20 protein-coding genes are annotated in these 19188 nt (G+C 67.7%); 3 read left to right on the plus strand and 17 right to left on the minus strand.

The genetic code is table 11. From position 1 onward, the window contains the following. Window positions 1-44 precede the first annotated feature (44 nt). The 5 genes from ACTIFS_RS11970 to ACTIFS_RS11990 all read right to left on the minus strand — a co-directional run bounded on the left by ACTIFS_RS11970 (window position 45) and on the right by ACTIFS_RS11990 (window position 5261). Window positions 45-410, minus strand: coding sequence for a response regulator (locus ACTIFS_RS11970; protein ID WP_439574334.1), 366 nt, complete (start codon window positions 408-410; stop codon window positions 45-47). Window positions 411-439: 29 nt separating this feature from the next. Then, window positions 440-901: a chemotaxis protein CheW gene (locus ACTIFS_RS11975; protein WP_439574335.1), complete on the minus strand. Its 462-nt coding sequence runs from the start codon at window positions 899-901 to the stop codon at window positions 440-442. 10 nt (window positions 902-911) lie between these two features. Beyond that, a complete protein-coding gene (locus ACTIFS_RS11980) occupies window positions 912-3626 on the minus strand; it encodes a chemotaxis protein CheW (RefSeq protein ID WP_439574336.1) in 2715 nt (904 codons plus the stop codon). 181 nt (window positions 3627-3807) lie between these two features. After that, window positions 3808-4464, minus strand: a complete 657-nt coding sequence (chpT, locus tag ACTIFS_RS11985) for a histidine phosphotransferase ChpT (protein ID WP_439574337.1) — start codon at window positions 4462-4464, stop codon at window positions 3808-3810. Window positions 4465-4562: 98 nt separating this feature from the next. Then, window positions 4563-5261, minus strand: coding sequence for a DUF1013 domain-containing protein (locus tag ACTIFS_RS11990; protein ID WP_439574338.1), 699 nt, complete (start codon window positions 5259-5261; stop codon window positions 4563-4565). Window positions 5262-5572: 311 nt separating this feature from the next. On the opposite strand from ACTIFS_RS11990, the gene rpsU reads away from it, so the two are divergent. Continuing rightward, window positions 5573-5815 (plus strand): 30S ribosomal protein S21, encoded by a 243-nt coding sequence (rpsU, locus tag ACTIFS_RS11995; protein WP_439574339.1) that lies wholly within the window; start codon window positions 5573-5575, stop codon window positions 5813-5815. A gap of 124 nt (window positions 5816-5939) precedes the next feature. Next, window positions 5940-6824, plus strand: a complete 885-nt coding sequence (locus ACTIFS_RS12000) for a tetratricopeptide repeat protein (RefSeq protein WP_439574340.1) — start codon at window positions 5940-5942, stop codon at window positions 6822-6824. Here the strand turns inward: ACTIFS_RS12000 and ACTIFS_RS12005 are convergent. From ACTIFS_RS12005 to ACTIFS_RS12045, 9 genes are all read right to left on the minus strand, one after another. Next, on the minus strand, window positions 6806-7699 hold the full coding sequence (locus ACTIFS_RS12005) for an alpha/beta hydrolase (RefSeq protein WP_439574341.1): 894 nt from the start codon (window positions 7697-7699) through the stop codon (window positions 6806-6808). The genes ACTIFS_RS12000 and ACTIFS_RS12005 overlap by 19 nt on opposite strands. Then, entirely contained in the window at window positions 7696-8178 is a 483-nt protein-coding gene (locus tag ACTIFS_RS12010; RefSeq protein ID WP_439574342.1) for a GNAT family N-acetyltransferase, read from the minus strand. Before ACTIFS_RS12010 ends, ACTIFS_RS12005 begins: the two co-directional genes overlap by 4 nt. 90 nt (window positions 8179-8268) lie before the next feature. Beyond that, window positions 8269-8976 carry a phytanoyl-CoA dioxygenase family protein gene (locus ACTIFS_RS12015; RefSeq protein WP_439574343.1) on the minus strand — a complete coding sequence of 236 codons (708 nt, stop codon included), beginning with the start codon at window positions 8974-8976 and terminating at the stop codon, window positions 8269-8271. Window positions 8977-8995: 19 nt separating this feature from the next. Next, on the minus strand, window positions 8996-10399 hold the full coding sequence (locus ACTIFS_RS12020) for an NAD(P)(+) transhydrogenase (Re/Si-specific) subunit beta (protein ID WP_439574344.1): 1404 nt from the start codon (window positions 10397-10399) through the stop codon (window positions 8996-8998). A 4-nt stretch (window positions 10400-10403) separates the two neighbouring features. Beyond that, a complete protein-coding gene (locus ACTIFS_RS12025) occupies window positions 10404-10886 on the minus strand; it encodes a proton-translocating transhydrogenase family protein (RefSeq protein ID WP_439574345.1) in 483 nt (160 codons plus the stop codon). A 26-nt stretch (window positions 10887-10912) separates the two neighbouring features. Continuing rightward, the gene (locus ACTIFS_RS12030; protein WP_439574346.1) at window positions 10913-12163 is read right to left on the minus strand and encodes a Re/Si-specific NAD(P)(+) transhydrogenase subunit alpha; all 1251 of its coding nucleotides are present in this window, start codon (window positions 12161-12163) and stop codon (window positions 10913-10915) included. A gap of 103 nt (window positions 12164-12266) precedes the next feature. Continuing rightward, entirely contained in the window at window positions 12267-12413 is a 147-nt protein-coding gene (locus ACTIFS_RS12035) for an aa3-type cytochrome c oxidase subunit IV (protein ID WP_439574347.1), read from the minus strand. A 92-nt stretch (window positions 12414-12505) separates the two neighbouring features. After that, complete coding sequence (locus tag ACTIFS_RS12040) at window positions 12506-13156, minus strand: DUF1036 domain-containing protein (RefSeq protein WP_439574348.1); 651 nt, start codon at window positions 13154-13156, stop codon at window positions 12506-12508. Between the two features lie 74 nt (window positions 13157-13230). Continuing rightward, a complete protein-coding gene (locus tag ACTIFS_RS12045) occupies window positions 13231-14133 on the minus strand; it encodes a DMT family transporter (RefSeq protein WP_439574349.1) in 903 nt (300 codons plus the stop codon). A gap of 127 nt (window positions 14134-14260) precedes the next feature. On the opposite strand from ACTIFS_RS12045, the gene ACTIFS_RS12050 reads away from it, so the two are divergent. Next, entirely contained in the window at window positions 14261-14506 is a 246-nt protein-coding gene (locus ACTIFS_RS12050; RefSeq protein ID WP_439574350.1) for a DUF2312 domain-containing protein, read from the plus strand. Window positions 14507-14522: 16 nt separating this feature from the next. Here the strand turns inward: ACTIFS_RS12050 and ACTIFS_RS12055 are convergent, their stop codons facing one another. The 3 genes from ACTIFS_RS12055 to ACTIFS_RS12065 all read right to left on the minus strand — a co-directional run bounded on the left by ACTIFS_RS12055 (window position 14523) and on the right by ACTIFS_RS12065 (window position 19164). Then, a complete protein-coding gene (locus ACTIFS_RS12055) occupies window positions 14523-15395 on the minus strand; it encodes a DMT family transporter (RefSeq protein WP_439574351.1) in 873 nt (290 codons plus the stop codon). A 197-nt stretch (window positions 15396-15592) separates the two neighbouring features. After that, window positions 15593-17302: a DUF882 domain-containing protein gene (locus ACTIFS_RS12060; RefSeq protein WP_439574352.1), complete on the minus strand. Its 1710-nt coding sequence runs from the start codon at window positions 17300-17302 to the stop codon at window positions 15593-15595. 215 nt (window positions 17303-17517) lie between these two features. After that, window positions 17518-19164 carry a L,D-transpeptidase family protein gene (locus ACTIFS_RS12065; protein WP_439574353.1) on the minus strand — a complete coding sequence of 549 codons (1647 nt, stop codon included), beginning with the start codon at window positions 19162-19164 and terminating at the stop codon, window positions 17518-17520. Window positions 19165-19188: the final 24 nt, after the last annotated feature.

The raw sequence follows: 19188 nt of genomic DNA on the forward strand, positions 1-19188 counted from the left end.
ACAGATAACGCGGAAACAGGCCGGCCCGAAGGCCGGCAGGCGGATCAGATCAGGCCGACTTCGGCGAACTTGGCCTCGACGATATCCTTGTCGAACGGCTTCATGATGTATTCGTTGGCGCCCGCATGCATGGCGCGGGCAATGTGGGCGACATCGTTCTCGGTGGTGCAGAACACCACCTTGGGGGCCTGCCCCCCGGGCAGCTTGCGCAGCTCCCGCAGGAACTCGTAGCCGTCCATGACCGGCATGTTCCAGTCGAGCAGGATCGCCTCGGGCATGGTGCCGTAGCAATATTCCAGCGCCTTCTTGCCGTCCTCCGCCTCCTCGATCTGGAAGCCGAGGCCCTCGAGGATGCGGCGGGCCACCTTGCGGATGACCGAGCTATCGTCGACCACGAGACAGGTTTTCATGACGCAACAGTCCTACGCTTGAGGCCTCTTCAGGCCGCCATCTGCTCGCCGCCCATGGACAGGACGGAATCGACATCCAGGATGACCATCAGCTGGCCGTCCAGCCGGTGGACACCGCCCGACACACGCGACCAGCGCGGATCGAGGTTGATCGGATTCTGCTCGCGGCTCTCGGGTGACAGCTTCAGCACCTCGCCGACCGAGTCGATCAGCAGGCCGTAGCTTTCACCCTTCGATTCGATGCCGACCGCCATGGCGGGCCGGGCATCCTTCTCGCGGACCAGACCGAGGCGCACGCGCATGTCGATGGCGGTCACGATGCGGCCGCGCAGGTTGAGCACGCCGGCAATGTCGGGATGGGCCAGCGGCACGCGGGTCAGCCGGTCGGGCATGAACACGTCCTGAACCCGCGAGATCGGCAGGCCGAACAGCTGGCCGCCGATGAAGACGGTCACATATTCGGTGACGTCGTCCGAGGTGGTCTTCTGCATCGGTCGGTCCTCACGCAGCCTGCGCGTAGTCGATGGAGGTTTCCTTCAGGGCCGCGATCAGGCCCTGGCGGTCGAATTTGGCCACGTAGTCGTGGAAGCCTGCGACCCGCGCCCGCTCGATCGCGGCCGGGTTGGTCAGGGACGACAGAGCGATCACCGGGGTCGACTGGAAGCGCTGGTCGGCGCGCATCGCCTCGGCAAACTCGAAGCCGTTCATCTCGGGCATCTCGATGTCGGAGACGACGACGTCGAAGCGCTCGCCGCTCTTGAGCATGTCGAGGGCGTCGGCAGCCGATTCCGCGGTGATGACGTCGTAACCGGCCGCCTTCAGCACCGGCGACAGCATGTTGCGGAAGAACGGCGAGTCATCGACGAACAGCAGCCGGCGCGTCAGCGCGTCGATCCGCATTTCCTTGCGCTTGAACCAGTCCTCGAAGGCGAGCGGCAGGTAGTAGCCGATGTCGAGGATCTCGGTCGCCTGGCCCTTGATGACCGCCGAGCCGAGCACGCCGGGCGTGTCGGAGGCCACTTCGATGTTCAGGGCGTCCTCGACGATATCGACGATCTCGTCGACGACCAGGCCCATCGAGCGGCCGGCGTCGGAGAAGACCAGCAGCGGCTGGGCACCATCGCTCTTCAGGCTCACATGACCGCTGACCGGCACCAGCGGCATCAGGGCGCCGCGATACTGGACCAGATGGCGGCCGTGGGCCTGCTCGATCTTGTCGACCGCGACCTCCTCGAGGCGCGTGACCAGCGACAGCGGCACGGCCTTCGGCTCGCGTGAGCCGGCACGGAACACCAGCATGGACACGAGGCTGCGCTCGCCGCCGCGACGGGCGTCCGCCTCGGCCTCGCCGGCTTCCGCCGACAGGTCCGTTCCGATCGCGGAGGCAATGCCGTTCGGATCGATGATCATGATCACCGAGCCGTCGCCGAGGATCGTCGTCCCGGAGAACATGGTGATGTGGCGCAGCTTCGAGGACATCGGCTTCACGACGATTTCCTCGGTGTGGAAGACCTGGTCCACGACGATGCCGAAGGTCTGGCTGCCGACCTGCGTGACCACGATGAAGCCGTTGGTTTCGTCGATCACCTGGCCGTCGGCGATGCCGAGCAGCTGGCGCAGATGCACCAGCGGCAGCAGCTTGTTGCGCAGGCGCAGGACCGGCGTGTCCTTGATCCGCTCGATCCGGTGTTCGGAGTTCTGCTGGGCGCGGACGAGTTCGATCACCGACAGCTGCGGGATCGCGAAGCGGTCACCGGCACTTTCCACGATCAGGGCGGAGACGATGGCCAGCGTCAGCGGGATCTTGATGGTGAAGGTCGTGCCCTCGCCCTGAACCGACTTCAGGTCGATGGTGCCGCCGATCTGGTCGATATTGGTGCGCACCACGTCCATGCCGACGCCGCGGCCGGAGACCGAGGTGACCTGGGCCGCAGTCGAGAAGCCGGCGGCGAAGATGTATTTGTGGATCTGCGCCTCGGTGAGCTTCTCCACCTCCATCTCGGAGGCCAGGTTCTGCTCGACGATCTTCCGCTTGATCCGGTCGGTGTTGAGGCCGCGCCCGTCATCGGCGATGGCGATCACGATATGGCCGCCCTCGTGATAGGCGGCGAGCCGGATCGTGCCCTTCTCGGACTTGCCGGCAAGCCGGCGCTGTTCAGGAAGTTCCAGCCCGTGGTCGGCCGAATTGCGGACCATATGGGTCAGCGGGTCCTTGATCAGGTCGAGCACCTGGCGGTCGAGCTCGGTCTCGGCACCGTGCATCTCAAGCTCGATATGCTTGCCAAGCTCGTTGCCGAGATCGCGGACGATGCGCGGCAGCTTCTGCCAGGCATTGCCGATCGGCTGCATGCGCGTCTTCATCACGCCGTCCTGCAACTCGGCCGTCACGTTGGACAGTCGCTGCAGCGGCACCTTGAATTCGGAATCCTCGTGGCGGCGCACGATCTCGAGGAGCTGGTTGCGGGTCAGCACCAGCTCCGAGACCATGGTCATCAGCTGTTCGAGCGTGTCGACATTGACGCGCAGGGTCTGCTGGCCCTTGACGCCACCCTCGCCGTCATCCTCGGCGGCAGGGCCGGAGGTCTTGGCCGAACGCTGGGGCTTCTTGGCATCCGCCTTGGTCTCGACCTTTGCGGTCGCGACAGGCGCGGGCGGAGGCGCGGGAGCCGGCGGGGCGGCCGCCTCGACAGCCGTCTCGCGAAAGGCCCGCTCCAGTTCGTCCAGCGACACCTCGCCCGGACGCAGCGCCCTTTCCAGCGATTGCGGCGCCAGCGTTCCTGCGACGGATTTCGGTTCGGAGGCCTTGGCGGCCTCGGCCCTGGAGGCGGCCGTCGGCACCTCGGCCGCCGTCGACATGGCCTCCAGCTGCGAGATCAGGTCGCCATCATCGCCGTCGGGCTCGGCGCCGGCGCTTTCCAGATCGCCCAGAATTTCCTTCAGCCTGTCGATCGTGAACAGGATCAGCGTGACGCCTTCGCCGGTGACCGGCGCGCCGTCGCGATACTTGCCCATGAGCGTCTCGGCCGCGTGGGCCAGCGCTTCGAGGCGGGGCAGTCCCAGGAAGCCGCATGTCCCCTTGATGGTATGAACGAGGCGGAAGATGTTGCCGAGGATGCTGGCATTGTTCGGGTCCTGCTCGAACCGGACCAGTTCGACATCGACCACGTCCAGGCTTTCGCTGGTCTCGGTCAGGAATTCCCTCAGCAGATCATCCATAGCAGCCGATTCCGGACATTTCGAAACAACGGCACGCCGCACCTGCAGAGCGCCTCTTGCCGGGAAGTGTCACGGAAAAGGGTTAAATCTTGTTGAAGTGGAGGCAGCCGCCTGCATCGCAGCAGCCGGCAAATTCGTTGCAATTCGAGGACTTAGCCTTACCGAGCGGCAGGCGTCCGCTCTACTGTGCCGCGAGCAGTACCTGATCGCCATCCTTGACGATGGACACTGTCATTCCTGCCGCGCGTGCAAGCTGACCAGTATAGTACGGCTGGATCGCGTGGGCGTCGATCGTTCCCTGCTCGTTGGCCGGAATGCCGGAAATCAGCTCCATCGCATGCGGGGGCGTCCGCACGTTGAGGCCGACCACAGTCAGCTGGAACCCGGCCGCATCGCCCTCCCCGGTCATCTCCACCTTGATCGTGCCGCCGCGCGGAATGCAGGCCTGGCCGAGAACCACGAGGTTGAGCAGCAGTTTCACCCGGTTCTTCGGCAGGAAGGCGGCCGGAACGTGCCAGTCCACCGTGGTGCGTTCGTCATTGATGAAATTGGCCGCCACCTGATGGGCATCGCGCGTATCGATGGCCGAACCGGCAGAGCCCGCCGCGCCGAAGGCGATGCGGCAGAACTGGAGCCTTGCCGAGGCGGTCCTGGCACTCTTGCGGATGAGGTCGAGGGCGAGTTCGGTCGTCGCCTCGTCGGCGCCGTCCTCCATCAGTTCCAGCCCGTTGACGATGGCGCCCACCGGCGAGATCACGTCATGGCAGACGCGGCTTGCGACCAGCGCGGCAAGATCCAGTCCCTCAAGCGTGATCGGCTGGCGTTCGGCATCGGCCATGGTTCATCCCCTGCTGGATCGAATCGCAAGCGCTTCCGCAACCGGAGGCGCCACCCGGTTACAATGCCCGGGCCGGCACGAAAAGGCCGGTCCGTGAGTCAGTCCTCGTCGGCGCCCTTCAGCGACTTCAGGTTCGCGAACACCTTGTCGGCATCGTAGCGCTCCTCGCGACGCGGCGCGTCGGGCCGCTCGAACGGGTCGAACCTTGCCGGAGCACTGGTGGTCTGGTCGGCCGGCAGCAGGGTCTGTTCCGGCGTTGTGTCGACCGGCCCCTTGTCCTTGGCCGCACGGCTGACCTCCAGATCGAGATCGATCTGCGAGCAAAGCCCGAGCGTGACCGGGTCCATCGGGCTCAGCTGCTGCGAGTTCCAGTGCGTGCGCTCGCGAATGGCGGCGATCGTCGGCTTGGTGGTGCCGACGAGACGCATGATCCCGGCATCCTTCACCTCGGGATGATTGCGCACCAGCCACAGGATGGCGTTGGGCCGGTCCTGCCGGCGCGAGACCGGCGTGTAGCGAGGGCCCTTGCGGTTCTTCACCTCGGGCAGCTTGACCTTCGGGGGCGCGAGCTTCAGCCGATAGGCCGGATCCTTCTCCGCCTTCGCGATCTCCTCGCGGGTGAGCTGGCCGGTGATGATCGGGTCGGCACCCTTGATGCCCTGCGCGGCCTCGCCATCGGCAATGGCCTTCACCTCGAGCGGATGCAGCGTGCAGAAGGCAGCGATCTGGTCGAAGGACAGCGCGGTGTTGTCGACCAGCCAGACGGCGGTGGCCTTGGGCATGAGCAACTGGATCATGGCGAAACCTCTTTCGTTGCCGGGCCCGCGATCTGCCGGACGGAGGGTGACCTCTCCCGTGCCCTGGCTCGGGGCCCGGGCCGAGGCGTCAGCCTCGCATCGATCACAGGATCGGGAATTCGCTGCCGGTATATATGGTCGGAGTCGGGGAAGCAAACGATCCGGCGAAATCTTGCGCGAATCCTCACGGAGCGCGTGGACAAGCGTTTCTGATTCTGTTATCGGCCGGCTTCTCCGAACGGCAGCTTTCGCGCGGCGCCAACCCGCGAGGCCTGTTTCGGCCCGTGTTATCAAGGCTGAAGGATAGACGCGTGCAGGTTCTCGTCCGCGACAATAATGTCGACCAGGCCCTGAAGGCCCTCAAGAAGAAGATGCAGCGTGAGGGCATCTTCCGCGAAATGAAGCTGCGCGGCCACTACGAGAAGCCCTCGGAGAAGAAGGCGCGCGAGAAGGCCGAGGCCGTGCGCCGCGCCCGCAAGCTCGCCCGCAAGCGCGCTCAGCGGGAAGGCCTGATCCCTGCAAAGCCGGTCAAGCCCCGCGTCGCGGCGCGTTGATCTTCGCCGGTTTCCGGCTCTGCCGTATTTTTGACAGGCCCGCGACGAACCATCCTCGCGGGCCCTCTTGCGTTCAGGGCCCTGATTCCGGATGACAGACCATCGGTCTGGAGAGGACGAGCGGATGACCAGCCTCAGGGCGCCCTGTGCGATCGGCCCACTCCGCCTTCTGGCGGTGGTGGCGGCGCTGGCGCTGGCCGGCTGCAACACCACCGGCAGCATGGGCGTTGCCTCGCAGACCGGCGGCGACGATGTCGATTCCCACTATCTCGGCTCGACAGCCAACCTCGCTTCGCTCTCCGAGGTGGTCCAGCGCAATCCGTCCGACCCGCAAGCCTACAACATGCGGGGCACGGTGCTGGCCCGCACCGGCCGGCGCGACGAGGCGATTGCCGACTTCAGCCGCGCCATCCAGCTTGACCCCTCCTATGTGCAGGCGCTGTCCAACCGTGCCCTGGCCCACCGCCAGGCCGGTCGCAAAGACCTCGCCATCGCCGACTACAATCGCGCGATCACCGCCGACCCGAACTATGGCGCAGCCTATGTCGGCCGCGGCAACGTCTATCGTTCGCAGAACCGGCTGGGAGAGGCGCTCAACGACTACAACCGCGCTCTCCAGATCAACGGCTCGAACGCGCAGGCCTATCACAACCGCGCCCTCGTCGCGTCCGCCCAGAACAACCACCGCCAGGCGATCGAGGACTTCACCACCGCCCTCGGCCTCGCCCCCAACAATGCCGAGCCCTATTACGGCCGCGGCCTGAGCTATCTGGCGATCGGCGATGCCAAGGCCGCGCTCGACGACTTCAACGAGGCGGTGCAGTTCGACCAGCGCAATGCCGATCTGTGGGTCGCCCGCGGCCAGGCGCTGGAGCAGACCGGCGACAACGAGCGGGCGCTCGGCTCCTACACCAAGGCACTGAGCGTCGAGGAGAACCACCCCGGTGCCCGCGAGGCCTTCAACCGCCTCGGCGGCCGGGCCGGTCAGACCTACCGCCTGTTCAACTGAGCGACCGCCGGCGGCGGGGCCGCCCCGCCGGCATCCGCTGCGCCCGGCCGAAGGCCGCCGAGAAAGCGCAGCACCTCCTCGCGCCCGCCCCGCGACCAGAGGTCGTTGTGGCCGGCTCCCGGAAAATGGGCGAAGGTCTTGGGCTCGTTTGCCAGCTGGAACAGCGCGCGGCCATGCCCGACCGGGATCACGGTGTCGGCGTCGCCGTGGAGCACCAGCAGCGGCGCACGAACGGCGGCGATGTGGTCGCGGGACCGACAGCGGTCCGCCAGCAGCATCCGCACCGGCAGATACCAGAACAACTCGCTCGCGCGATCCTCCACCGCCGTGAAAGGCGCCTCGAGGATCAGCCCGCTGACGCTGCGTTCGGCGGCCAGCCGAACTGCGACGCCCGTGCCGAGCGATTCCCCATAGGCCACGATGCCGGCAGCGGGCGCGCGCTCGCGGGCTGCCTCGTAGGCTGCGCGGGCATCGAGAATCAGCCCCGCCTCGCTCGGCGATCCCCCGGAACCGCCATAGCCGCGATAGGACAGCGCCAGCAGGCCATGGCCCGCGGCGGTCAGGTCCCGGAACACCGCGGCCCGATAGGCCAGGTTCCCGCCGTTGCCGTGGAAATAAACCACCACCGGCCGATCGCCCTGCGGCGGCACCCACCACATCGTCAGCGTGACGCCGTCGGCCGCCTGGCGCGACAGGACCTCGGCCTCAAGGCCGACAGCCGCCGGGGCGACGACCTGAGGATCGGGAAAGTAGAGCAGCCGGCGCTGGGCCGCCCAGGCTACCAGGCAGAGCAGGGCGTAGAAGACCACCACGAAAAGCAGGAGCGACCGCAGCCAGTCCGGCACCGCCTTGAGCCAGGCGGCCGCCCCGCTCATCCGGAAAGGTCCTTGGACAGTTCCAGCACCGCCGGACGGAAGCCGAACCGCTCATAGGCCTTGCGGGCGATGTGATTGCCGACGATCGCGCCGATCATCATGCGGTTGACGTTCAGCCCGCGCGCCAGCGTCTCCGACGCCTCCAGCAGCTGCGTGCCGATGCCCTGCCCGCGCCGGCGCTCGTCGATGACGAGTTCCGTCACCCAGCCGACCCTGGCGATCTCCGCCCGCAGATAGGGTTGCGGCTGGTCGAGCGCGAAGCACAGCATTCCCACGACCTCCGCCCCGTCCACCGCAACCAGCACGCCGCCGCCATCGCGCTCGACACGGGCGAGGTCGCTGTCGAGACAGGCCTCGGCCGCCTTGATGTCCTGGGCCCGGTCGCCCGAAATTTCGTCCTCGAACAGGTTGAGCTGATGGACGAGCCCGACGACCGCCATCCGGTCGGCTGGCAAGTAGGCGCGAATAGTCACGGTCATGAACGCGTCCCGGAATACAGAAACGGGGCCCAGAGGCCCCTTTTCATCCTAGAGGACGATTAGGCAAGCACTCAACCAGTCTCCGTTGAGTCACACCATGGCAAAACGCAAGGGGGCAGGAAGCGGACGCGTCGCGTAATCCACATGTAGGACCCGTCGATGCCCGACCTTCCGCGCGGGCTGGCTGGCGTGGAGGGTCAGCCCGCGCATTGCAACGATCTCCCCCACACCGGCAGTGCAAGTGATGATCTCATGTCGTTGGACGGCATCCGACACGGCGCCGGACGGAATACGCCCCAAGCTCCACGAGCCCGCTGCGATCTCCAGCGGACCATTGTCGATCCCGCAATCATCCAGATGGAGCCTCAGCGCAACCATGTCCCGCAGGAAGTCCTCGGGAGGCTCCACATGGTCGATGCCGCCCTTTCGGCTCCAGATCTCGAAGCCGGGCAGTTCCACCCGCTCCGCTACCGCAATGGTCCTGTCCTGGTGCCAAGGCACGGCCCAGTTCGAACTGGCGTTCTTGTCGAACTTCAGAACCCTGACCGGCACGGAAGGCTGCCCCATCAGCGCCGAAGCGATCTTTCCGACCGGGCCATCCGGCGTGAGCAGGTCGCTGATTGCAACAGGTAGCGCGAAGCTCCGTTGCCCGGGGCGAGTTCCGTTCACGAACTCTCCACGGATCAGTTCGAGCAGGCTCGCAGCCAATCCGCTTGCGACCACGGCTGCGCCATCCGCATCGAAGGCTGCCCTCGCGGTGGCAACCTCGTCCGCCCTGAATCGTGTCGCATGGCTCACGGCCGCCAGCCCGACCCCGTCAATGCCCCAGCGACTTGACGATGCTCTCCACCATCTTCTTGGCGTCGGCGAGCAGCATCATGGTGTTGTCGCGATAGAACAGGTCGTTGTCGATGCCGGCATAGCCGACGCCGCCCATGCCGCGCTTGATGAACAGAACCGTGCCGGCCTTCTCCACGTCCAGCACCGGCATGCCGTAGATCGGCGAGGTCTTGTCGGTCTTGGCCGCCGGATTGGTCACGTCATTGGCGCCGATAACGAAGGCCACGTCCGCCTGGGCGAACTCGGAATTGATGTCCTCCAGCTCGAACACCTCGTCATAGGGAACGTTGGCTTCCGCCAGCAGCACGTTCATGTGGCCGGGCATGCGGCCCGCCACCGGGTGGATGGCATATTTCACCTCGACGCCCGCCTTCTTCAGCAGGTCGCCCATCTCGCGCAGGCCGTGCTGGGCCTGGGCCACCGCCATGCCGTAGCCCGGCACGATGATGACCTTGGAGGCGTTCTTCATGATGTAGGCGGCATCCTCCGCCGAGCCGGCCTTGTAGGGCCGCGCCTCGGCCGAGCCGCCAGCCGCCGCGTCGTCGCCGCCGAAGCCGCCGAGGATGACCGAGATGAACGAGCGGTTCATCGCCTTGCACATGATGTAGCTGAGGATGGCACCGGACGAACCGACAAGAGCGCCGGTGATGATCAGCGCCGTATTGCCCAGCGTGAAGCCGATGCCCGCCGCCGCCCAGCCCGAATAGGAGTTGAGCATCGAGACGACCACCGGCATGTCGGCGCCGCCGATCGGGATGATCAGGGTCACGCCGACGATGAACGACAGGATCACGATCAGCCAGAAGGCGAGCGTGCTCTCGGTGCGCATGAACACGATCATCAGCACCAAGATGGCACCGGCGATGGCGAGGTTCAGAAGATGGCGCTGGGGCAGGAGGATCGGCTTGCCGCTCATCCGCCCGTCGAGCTTCAGGAACGCGATGACCGAGCCAGTGAAAGTGACCGCGCCGATGGCGGCACCGAGCCCCATTTCGAACAGCGACAGGCCCTTGATCGTCCCGCGCGTGCCGATGTCGAAGGCTGTCGGAGCGTAGAGGGCGGCGGCGGCGACGAAGACCGCCGCAAGCCCCACGCCCGAATGGAAGGCCGCGACCAGCTGCGGCATCGACGTCATCGGCACCCGGCGGGCGATCACCGCGCCGATGCCGCCGCCGACGCCGAGGCCGAGCAGGATCAGGATCCAGGCGCCGATGCCAGTCGGCCGGGAATAGGCCAGCGTGGTGAGCACGGCGATGGTCATGCCGACCATGCCGAACAGGTTGCCGCGGCGCGAGCTCTCCGGGTTCGAGAGCCCGCGAAGGCTCAGGATGAACAGGATACCGGAGACGAGATAGAGCAGGGCTGCAAGGTTCGCCGACATCGGTTCAGCCCTTCTGTCCTGCTGGCTTGTCCTTCGCCTTGTACATCGCAAGCATGCGCTGTGTGACGAGGAAGCCGCCGAAGATGTTGATCGCCGCGAGAACCAGCGCGATGAAGCCGAAGGCGCGGGCAAGGCCCGATCCCCTGTCCATCACCTGCACGCCGACGGCGAGCAGGGCGCCGACCACGATGACCGAGGAAATGGCGTTGGTGACCGACATCAGCGGCGTGTGCAGCGCGGGCGTCACCGACCAGACCACGTAATAGCCGACGAAAACCGCCAGCGCGAAGATGGTGATCCGGAACACGGTCGGGTCGATCGCGCCGCCGGTCGCCGTCGAGGCGGCCACACCGGCCGCCGTCGCGATCTGGTCGGCCATGATGGTGGCCTGCTCGGCCGCCAGCCGCGCCTGTTCGGCAGCGACCCTGGCCGTATCGGCTGCGGCACGCGCCCGTTCGAGGGCCTGGTCCGGCGTCAGCGTCGTCATGGGGACCCCCTGGTCAAGCCTCTGGATCAGCTCGTCGTCGTCTTCTTAGGAGCGGCCTTGCGTTTGGCACCCGCTGGCTCGGCCGGTGCCGCTTCGACCTCGGCCGGCGTCTCGACCACGGGCGCGGCGGGGGCCGGCGCGGGCGGCGGCACGGCATCCTTGAACGAGGGATGCACCACCGCGCCATCGCGCGTCAGGAGCGTCGCCTTCACCAGTTCGTCGTCCCATGGAACGCTGAGCGCCTTGGAGGCCTTGTCGATCATGATCTCGAGGAAGGCATAGAGGTTCTTCGCGTAGAGCGAGGAAGAGGTCGCAGCCAGCCGTCCCGGCACATTGAGATGGCCGATGATGGTCACTCCGTTGGCGGTGGTGACCACCTCGCCGGCGCTCGCGCCCTCGACATTGCCGCCACGTTCCACCGCAAGGTCCATGATGACCGAGCCGGCCTTCATGCTGGCGACCATGGCGGCCGTCACCAGCCGCGGGGCTGGCCGGCCGGGGATGAGCGCGGTCGTGATGACGATGTCCTGCTTGGCGATATGCTCGGCAACCAGCGCCGCCTGCTTGGCCTGGTATTCGGCCGACATCGGCTTGGCATAGCCGGCGGCCGTCTCGGCCTGCCTGAACTCGTCGTCCATCACGGCCACGAACTTGGCGCCGAGGCTTTCCACCTGCTCCTTGGCGGCCGGGCGCACATCCGTGGCGGTGACGACCGCACCGAGCCGGCGGGCGGTGGCAATCGCCTGAAGCCCCGCGACGCCGGCGCCCATCACGAAGACCCTGGCGGCGGGAACCGTGCCGGCCGCGGTCATCATCATCGGCATCGCCCTGCCGAACTCGGAGGATGCGTCGATCACCGCGCGATAGCCGGCAAGGTTGGCCTGGCTGGACAGGATGTCCATGACCTGGGCGCGCGTGATGCGCGGCATCAGCTCCATCGCGAAGGTCGCGATGCCGGTGCGCGCAAGTTCGCCGAGCGCCGCCTCGTTGCCATAGGGGTCCATGGTGGCCAGCACGAGGGCGCCCCGCCGGTAGCCGGCAGCCTCGGCGGCGGTCGGCCGGCGCACCTTGAGCACGACGTCGGCGTCGCGAACCGCATCGGCCGAGATGGTCGCACCGGCCGCGACGAAATCCGCATCGAGCATGCCGGACGCGAGCCCGGCACCCGGCTCGACGACGACATCCGCGCCGAGCGCCTTCAGCCGCTTGACCGTGTCAGGCGTTCCCGCGACGCGCGGCTCGCTGGAAACCGTCTCTTTCGGGATGGCGATGCGCATCGACAGGTCCTCCGCTCCGCCCGCGTGACGGGCGCGCCCGGGGGCCTGTTGTCTGGGATGGGAATGCGCCCTCTAGTCCCCCGGAAACCGGGCGCCCCTCGGATCAGAGAAGAAAGATCGCCATCAGGATCAGCAGCACGACGACGAAGACCGAGCCCCATTTCGTCATGGCGATGAACAGGGCGTAGCTCTTGTCGTGCTCGGCGTAGTCCATTGGCGCGGTGCCGTCGACCCGAGGTTCGGAGGCCATGGCGCGTCTCCTGCTTCATGGAATGTCAAGCGAGGGGTAGCGCATGGCACGGCATCTTGCAACGCACCCGATGCCGCTGTGCATGCGGTCTTTTAGCGTGGGGCGACAAAGGCGGGAACGCCTGCGGGAACACCGCCCGCACCGCCCCCTGTTCCCGCCGGGCCGGTCGGCAGCGGCGTCGTCTGCGAACCCGCCGGCCGACCGGGTGCCGCCTGGCGAATCTCCGGCCGCGCGTCGGGGCTGCCGGATGCCGGACGGACCGGCGCCGTGGGCGGGACGGGTGCCGCCATGGGCGGCGACTGCTGGGGCCGCTGCGTCTCGTCGGTCAGTTGCACCGTCCACTGACGCTGGTCCTGGGTGTCGACCTCGAAGAAGCCGATGCGGTCATAGCCGCGGGTCAGGCAGTGCTCGATGCCGCGAATGGTGAACTCGCGGTCGCGCGCGCACATGAAGGCGCGGCCCGACCATTCACCGCCCTGATCGTAGTCGACGGCATAGAGGTAGTAGTAGCGGGCCACCAGGGTGCCCCGAAGGATGGTCTCGCAGCTCTTCGGCGCGATGTTCCACCAGCCCTCGGTGGTCCAGCCCTCCCCCTCCTTGTAGCCGATCGCGACGCCGACCCGGCTGGCGGTGGAATTGCACAGGCGCAGGTCTGCCGCGGCCGGCGCCGTGCCGGCAAGCCATGCGCCGCCCGCCACGAGGCCGGCGATCAACGCAGTACGACTGGCAAGGAATCGAGCCATGGAACCTGCATCACGGGACAAACCGGCTTTTCGATGATGCAGGGTGTGGTGTCAACGATGGCGCCTGCAGCCGATCATCGCGGACGTGCAACCGCGATACCGGCCATGATCGACAGCCCGCCGGCAACCTGCGTGAGGGTCAGGGCCTCGCCGAGCACGGCCCAGGCGAACAGGGCGGCGACGACCGCCTCCATGAAGATCACCAGCGAGGAAAACACGGCGGGGAGCGTGCCGAGCGCCACCGACACCAGTCCCTGGCCGGCCGCATGGGTGACCATGCCGAGTGCGAGGAGGGCCAGCCAGCCGTTGAGGCTCTGCGGCAGGAGCCGAGGCTCCAGCGCCACGGCGATCACGAACAGGCACAGGGCCGTGATGGCGGTCGACAGGAAGGTCAGCCGGCCCGCGGCGTGGGTCCGGCGGCCGATCCGCACCGCATGGAAATAGAGCCCGAAGAACACGCCGGTGGCGGCGCCGTAGAGATCGCCGACGAGCCGGGAGCGGTCGATCTCGATGCTGTTGCCGACAAGGGCGGCCCCGCCGGCGAGGCAGAGACCAAGGCCGGCCAGCGTTGCCGGCGAGATGCGCTCGCCGAACCAGGCCCAGGCCACCAGGATCACCCAGATCGGCGCGGTGGTGGCGAGAAAGGTCGAGTTCGCGATGGTCGTGTTGAGGATCGACAGGTGCCAGAAGAACAGGTCTCCGGCGAAGAACAGCCCGGCGAGGACCACCGGCAGGCCGATGCGGGCCCGTGGCGCCCCGGACCTGTCCTCAAGCCGCATCCATATGAACAGCACCGGCAGGGCGAGGAAGCAGCGCCAGAAGGCCGAGGCGAAAGGCCCGACATCGGCCAGCCGGACCAGAACCGGCGAGATGCCGAGCGCCAGCGCGCCGCCGCACAGCGCCAGCATGGCGGCGAGCGGTGAGGCGGACGGCGGGGCCTTGGCTGCGGCAGGCCCTGAGGAAACCGGAGATGACATGACGGACTCGGTGGGGACGGACGGCATAACCGCGCGCGGGCCTGTGGACAAGCACGCCCCCGCTTGACCTCGGCGCCCCGATCCGCGAACGGTGCCGCTCCCCCGGACCCACCCCCTGGAGCACCGCATGGTCGACACCCAGAGCGTCGCAGCCGACCAGTTGAAAGCCTTCGTCGAGCGCGTCGAGCGGCTCGAGGAGGAGAAGAAGGCCCTCGCCGACGACATCAAGGATGTCTATGCCGAGGCCAAGGCCAATGGTTTCGACACCAAGATCCTCCGCAAGATCATCTCGCTGCGCAAACAGGACCGCGACGAGCGCATGGAGGAGGAGGCGATCCTGGAACTCTACAAGCAGGCCCTCGGCATGGGCTGAGGCCCTAAGCTCTCGATCAGTCCGGTCGCGGCTGGGGCGCGAAGAGCGTCACGCCCGCCGCGGCCAGGATGGCAGCGAAGCCGACATAGTCGAGCCCGGAGGGGCGATCGCCGACCAGTGCCATCGCCCCCAGCACTCCGACCACCGGTATGGAGAAGGTCGCCAGCGCTGCCGTGCCGGCCGTTGACCGGTCCAGCAGCAGGAACCAGAGCAGGTAGGCAATCGCCGTCGCTCCCACGACGTGGAACAGGAGGGCCCAGGCCACAGGCATCGACACGCTGGTCGGCAACGTCTCGCCGGCGATGACGAAGCCGACGCCGGCGACCGCCGAGGCGATGAGCAACTGATAGGCCGTGACGGCCACCCGGTCGCCTCCGATCGGGTTCGCCTTCTGATAGACGGTCCCGATGGCCCAGCTGACCGCCGCCAGCATGGGAAACAGGATGCCGAGCGGCCGGATCTCCCCGCTCAGCAGCGGCGCGGACAGAACCGCCACGCCGGCAAGGCCGATGCCGAGTGCCATCCAGCGATAGCGATCCAGGCGTTCGCCCAGGAACAGCCACGCGAACAGCACCGCCCAGAGCGGGGTCGTGAAGGTCAGCACGGCGGCCCGCGACGTCGATGTCGTCAGCTGCGCAAAGACCGTGGCGAGGTTGAAGCCGGCAATGTTGAACACGCCGGCGATCAGGAGCGGCCCCCATGAGCGCCGCGGCACGCCCATCGATCGCCCGATGGCCCAGGCCACGAGTGCCAGGAGCAGCGCGCCCACCCCCAGCCCGACCATGCGCAGCGCGAAGGGCGGCACTTCCGACAGGCCGATCTTCACGGCCGGCCAGTTGAACCCCCACAGAATGGCGAGGAGCAGCGGGACGATGCGGGTCAGGGTCATGCGCGCGCCGATGGCGATGTCGGGGCGAGGCGGCGTTCCCCGTCCGGCTCAGGCCTCGTCGGTTTCATCATGGAACCTGTCCGCGTCACGGGTCCGGCCAGCTTGAACCGGGCCGGCACCCTGCCCTGCGAGCCGCCGTCGGGACAGGCTTCGCGGCGCAGGGCTGCGTTGTGGCGGAAACGCGGAGGACGGAGCCGTCAGCGGCTCAGCGAGGCCCGGTTCTGGGAACCGCCGGCTCTGGAAAACTCGACGGTTGCGAGCGAGGCGACCGCCTCGCCGGCAAAGCGCCGCGCGTCGACTGTTCCGGAGGCCGAGCGGGAGAAGGTCATGGCAACCATCTGCACCGGCTGCTCGATCAGACGCTGCTGGCGCAGATCGGGTGCCGAAAGGACGGCCGCCGAGGTGCCGCGCTCTGTGGTCTGGCGAGCCAGCGCAACACCGGTGCGCGAGGTATCGGGGGTGGGCGCCACCATCAGCGGCGCTGCGGCCGGGGAACGCGCCGAGCGCAGGTCCTGCTGGGGCCGCTGCAGCGGCAGCGGTGCCATGCGCGGCTGCGGACCCATCGCAGCCGCCTGCGGCAACGTGACCGGACGCGACGGCGAGGCGAAGGCAAGGGCAACGGCCGGCGGCGCATCGGCGGGCTGGCCGGCGCGGCCGCGCTGGTCGCCGGTCGTGATGATGGCGGGAAGGGCAGTCTGGCCGGGCTCGGGGAGAACCGACGGACGGTTCTGGCCGCGGGCGGCCGGGGCGGCGGCGGCATCCGCCATGGCAACGACCGTCTCACCCGGGAGCGTCGGACGGGCGGGCGGTAGCGGCGCGGCGACGAGCCTCTCGGCCTCGGCCTCTTCCTCGCCGGCATCGCGCATGCGTGCGGCGGCGGGCGGTGCGCGCGGCGGGATCGGAGCGGCGGCAATCAGCATGCGCGGAGCGGCAGGCGCAATCTGGACGGGACGACCCGAAGCGGTCGGAGCTTCGGTCCGCGCCGGAATACCCGGTGCAGCCTCAGCAACGGCCGGAGCCGGCGGTGCTGCCGGTGCGGCAACAACCGGAGCGGGCGGCGGCGGCGCAGGCCGCCTGGCTCCGCCGAACAGGCCGGCAAACACATTGGCATTGGAACGCTGGCGGATGACGCCGCCGCGGTCGCCATCGTCGTCGGAGCTCATCTGCTCGTCGGCGCGCGAGTCATAGGTGCGTGAGGCACTGCCGCCACGCGCGCGCACCATGGCCAGCGCGGAATCGAAGCCTGCCAGCGGTCTGCCGTCGGCAGGAATGTGGACCGTGCGACCATCGGGGAACAGGCGCGCGAGATAGTCGCGCGAAACCTTCGGCCAGTGGCGCACAGAGCCGGTGTCCATATGGACGAACTGGTTGGCGGATCCCGGATAGAAGCCGACACCGCCGCGCTGCAGCCGCATGCCGGCCTCGCGCACCCGCACCATGGAGGCGCCGGGGATGTAGAAGTCCAGCGCCTGGCCGGTAATGTGGCGCGACTGCTGGGCGACGGCGCGGGAACGACGCCGCAGCATGGCGTTGGTTCCCGGCGAACGGTAGGCCGATACGACGTGGATCTGCGACTGGGCACCGACCGACCGGTAGACTTCCCAGACAACGTCGAAGAGGTGGGGATCCATGCGGGTCGGCTCGTCGCGCCGCCAGTCGCGCAGGAACCAGTTCAGCTTGTTCAGCGCATCGCGGTCATAACGGCCATTGCGCTTGAAGGTGACCAGAATCTGCTCGCCGGTGTGCTTGTGCAGCATCGACAGCGTGCGCGTATCGCCATTGGCCACGACCGTCTGGGTGTGGCTGCTGACCGCGATCAGGATACCGAAGCTGAGGGCGGCGGTGGCACCGGCGCGCAGCGCGCGCTCCCGAGCCGTTCCTGACGCTGATCGCTGGGATGGGGTCACTATGCTACCGGGTTGGAAACGGACCAGGAATGGCGCTTCGCCGGACAGCGCCGGCCTATGGTGAAAACAGTGTGGCCGGGATCGGTTAAAGAACCCTGACTGTCGTCAACAGGTCGGAAAGCATGACCTCGCTCACGGACCCGTGACCGGTAAGAGCGGAGTGTGGCGAAATCATGCCGGATCATGATGGCTTCGATCGCGACCGGTGATGGACCTCAGCCGCGACCGCCATTGAGTGCCGCGCGAACGCGGGCATTGTGGCCGTAGATGTCCGGCAACTCAACCAGTGAGCCGGTCGGATCCACCGACATCGTGAAATAGACGAGGTGGATCGGCACGCTCTGCCGGAACCGCACGGTCCGCTCCGAGGGACCATAAAGGCCGCGGATCCGCGCAATGCTCCAGGTCTCGCCGGGCTGGCCCATGTTGAGCAGAACCTCGGCCAGTTCCTCCGGATTCTGCACGCGCACGCAGCCGTTGGAGAGCGCCCGGTTGGCATTGTTGAAGAAGCTGCGCGAGGGCGTGTCGTGCAGATAGACGGCATGCCGGTTGGGGAACATGAACTTCATGCGGCCGAGCGCATTGCGCGCACCGGGCGGCTGGCGGAACGCGTAGCGGCCGACACTCGCCGAACTCCAGTCGATGGTGGAGGCATCGACCTGCCGGCCACCCTGGGTCACCTGGATGCCCTGGCGGGCGAAATAGCTGTTGTTGCGGCTCGCCGGCCCCAGCATGGAGCGACGCACGATCGACAGCGGCACATACCAGGAAGGATTGAACACGATGTGGTTCATCGCATCCGAGAAGACCGGCGTCTGCGTCTCGGCGCGGCCGACCACCGTGCGGGTGCGATGAACGATCTGTCCGTCCCGGATGACGTTGACGTGGTAGTCGGGTGAGTTGACCCAGATGTGGCTCTGCCCGAGGTCGCGTGGCAGCCAGCGCCAGCGCTCGAGATTGGCGATGATGTTGCGCTCGCGCAGCGCGTGGGTGCGCGTCACCTCGCCGGTGGTCATCTCACGGCGCTCGCCGCGCATCTCGATGAGCTTGGCGCGCAGCTGGCGGAACCCGGCATGGGGCGGATTGAACCCGTCAAGGGCTGCGGGAATGCTGGCCGCGGCCGCCAGGACGCCGAGCGCTTCGGTGGTTTCGATGCGCGGCGGCGTCACGTCGAAATAGCCGGACAGGCGACGCGGCTGGGTGCGACCGGCGGAGGCCTGGGCGGCATAAAGGACTGCGGCGCGGGCAAGGGCCAGTTCGAGGCGGGCGACGCTCTCGGCATTGCGGGCCCCGGTCGGCAGTTCGACACGGAACGCTGCCGGGTCGAGGCCATCGTCGCCGGCCTGGCCGAGGCGGGTCAGCAGCGCCTGCCCGCGTTCGGAGACAATGCCCTCGCTGACGAAGACCGGCTGATAGCCGCGCTCGCGGTAGAAGGGATTGAACTGCTGCTGGAGCGCGCGGTCGCCACCGGGCCGGGCGAGCAGGACGCGCAGCTGCAGGGCCACGCGCTCGGCGGTAATGGCGGGATCGGGCTGGCCGTCCTCCACCAGGCTCGGAGGATCCTCCGGCAGGACGGCAAAATCAGCCTCGGTCGGCTCGGGCAACTGCGGCGCAGCAGCAACGGCCGGCGCTTCGTCATCCGGATTGTCCGACTCCGCGAGGATGGACGATGGCGGGAAGGCCTCCAGGCCGAAATGGCCCGGCGTCAGCGGGCCGACGCGGTCGAGCGGCGGACGCGGGATCGCAGCCTCCACCTCCCAGCCGGCGAGACGCATGGCATCCGATGCCCTGAGCGGGGCCGAAGCCAGCCCTGCTCCGACAAGGACGCTGGCGAGAAGCGCCGGACCAAGCCGCATCGACATTCCCCTCCCGAATCTTCCCACGTC

This window comes from Phreatobacter sp., from assembly GCF_051860605.1.
GTDB lineage: Bacteria > Pseudomonadota > Alphaproteobacteria > Rhizobiales > Phreatobacteraceae > Phreatobacter.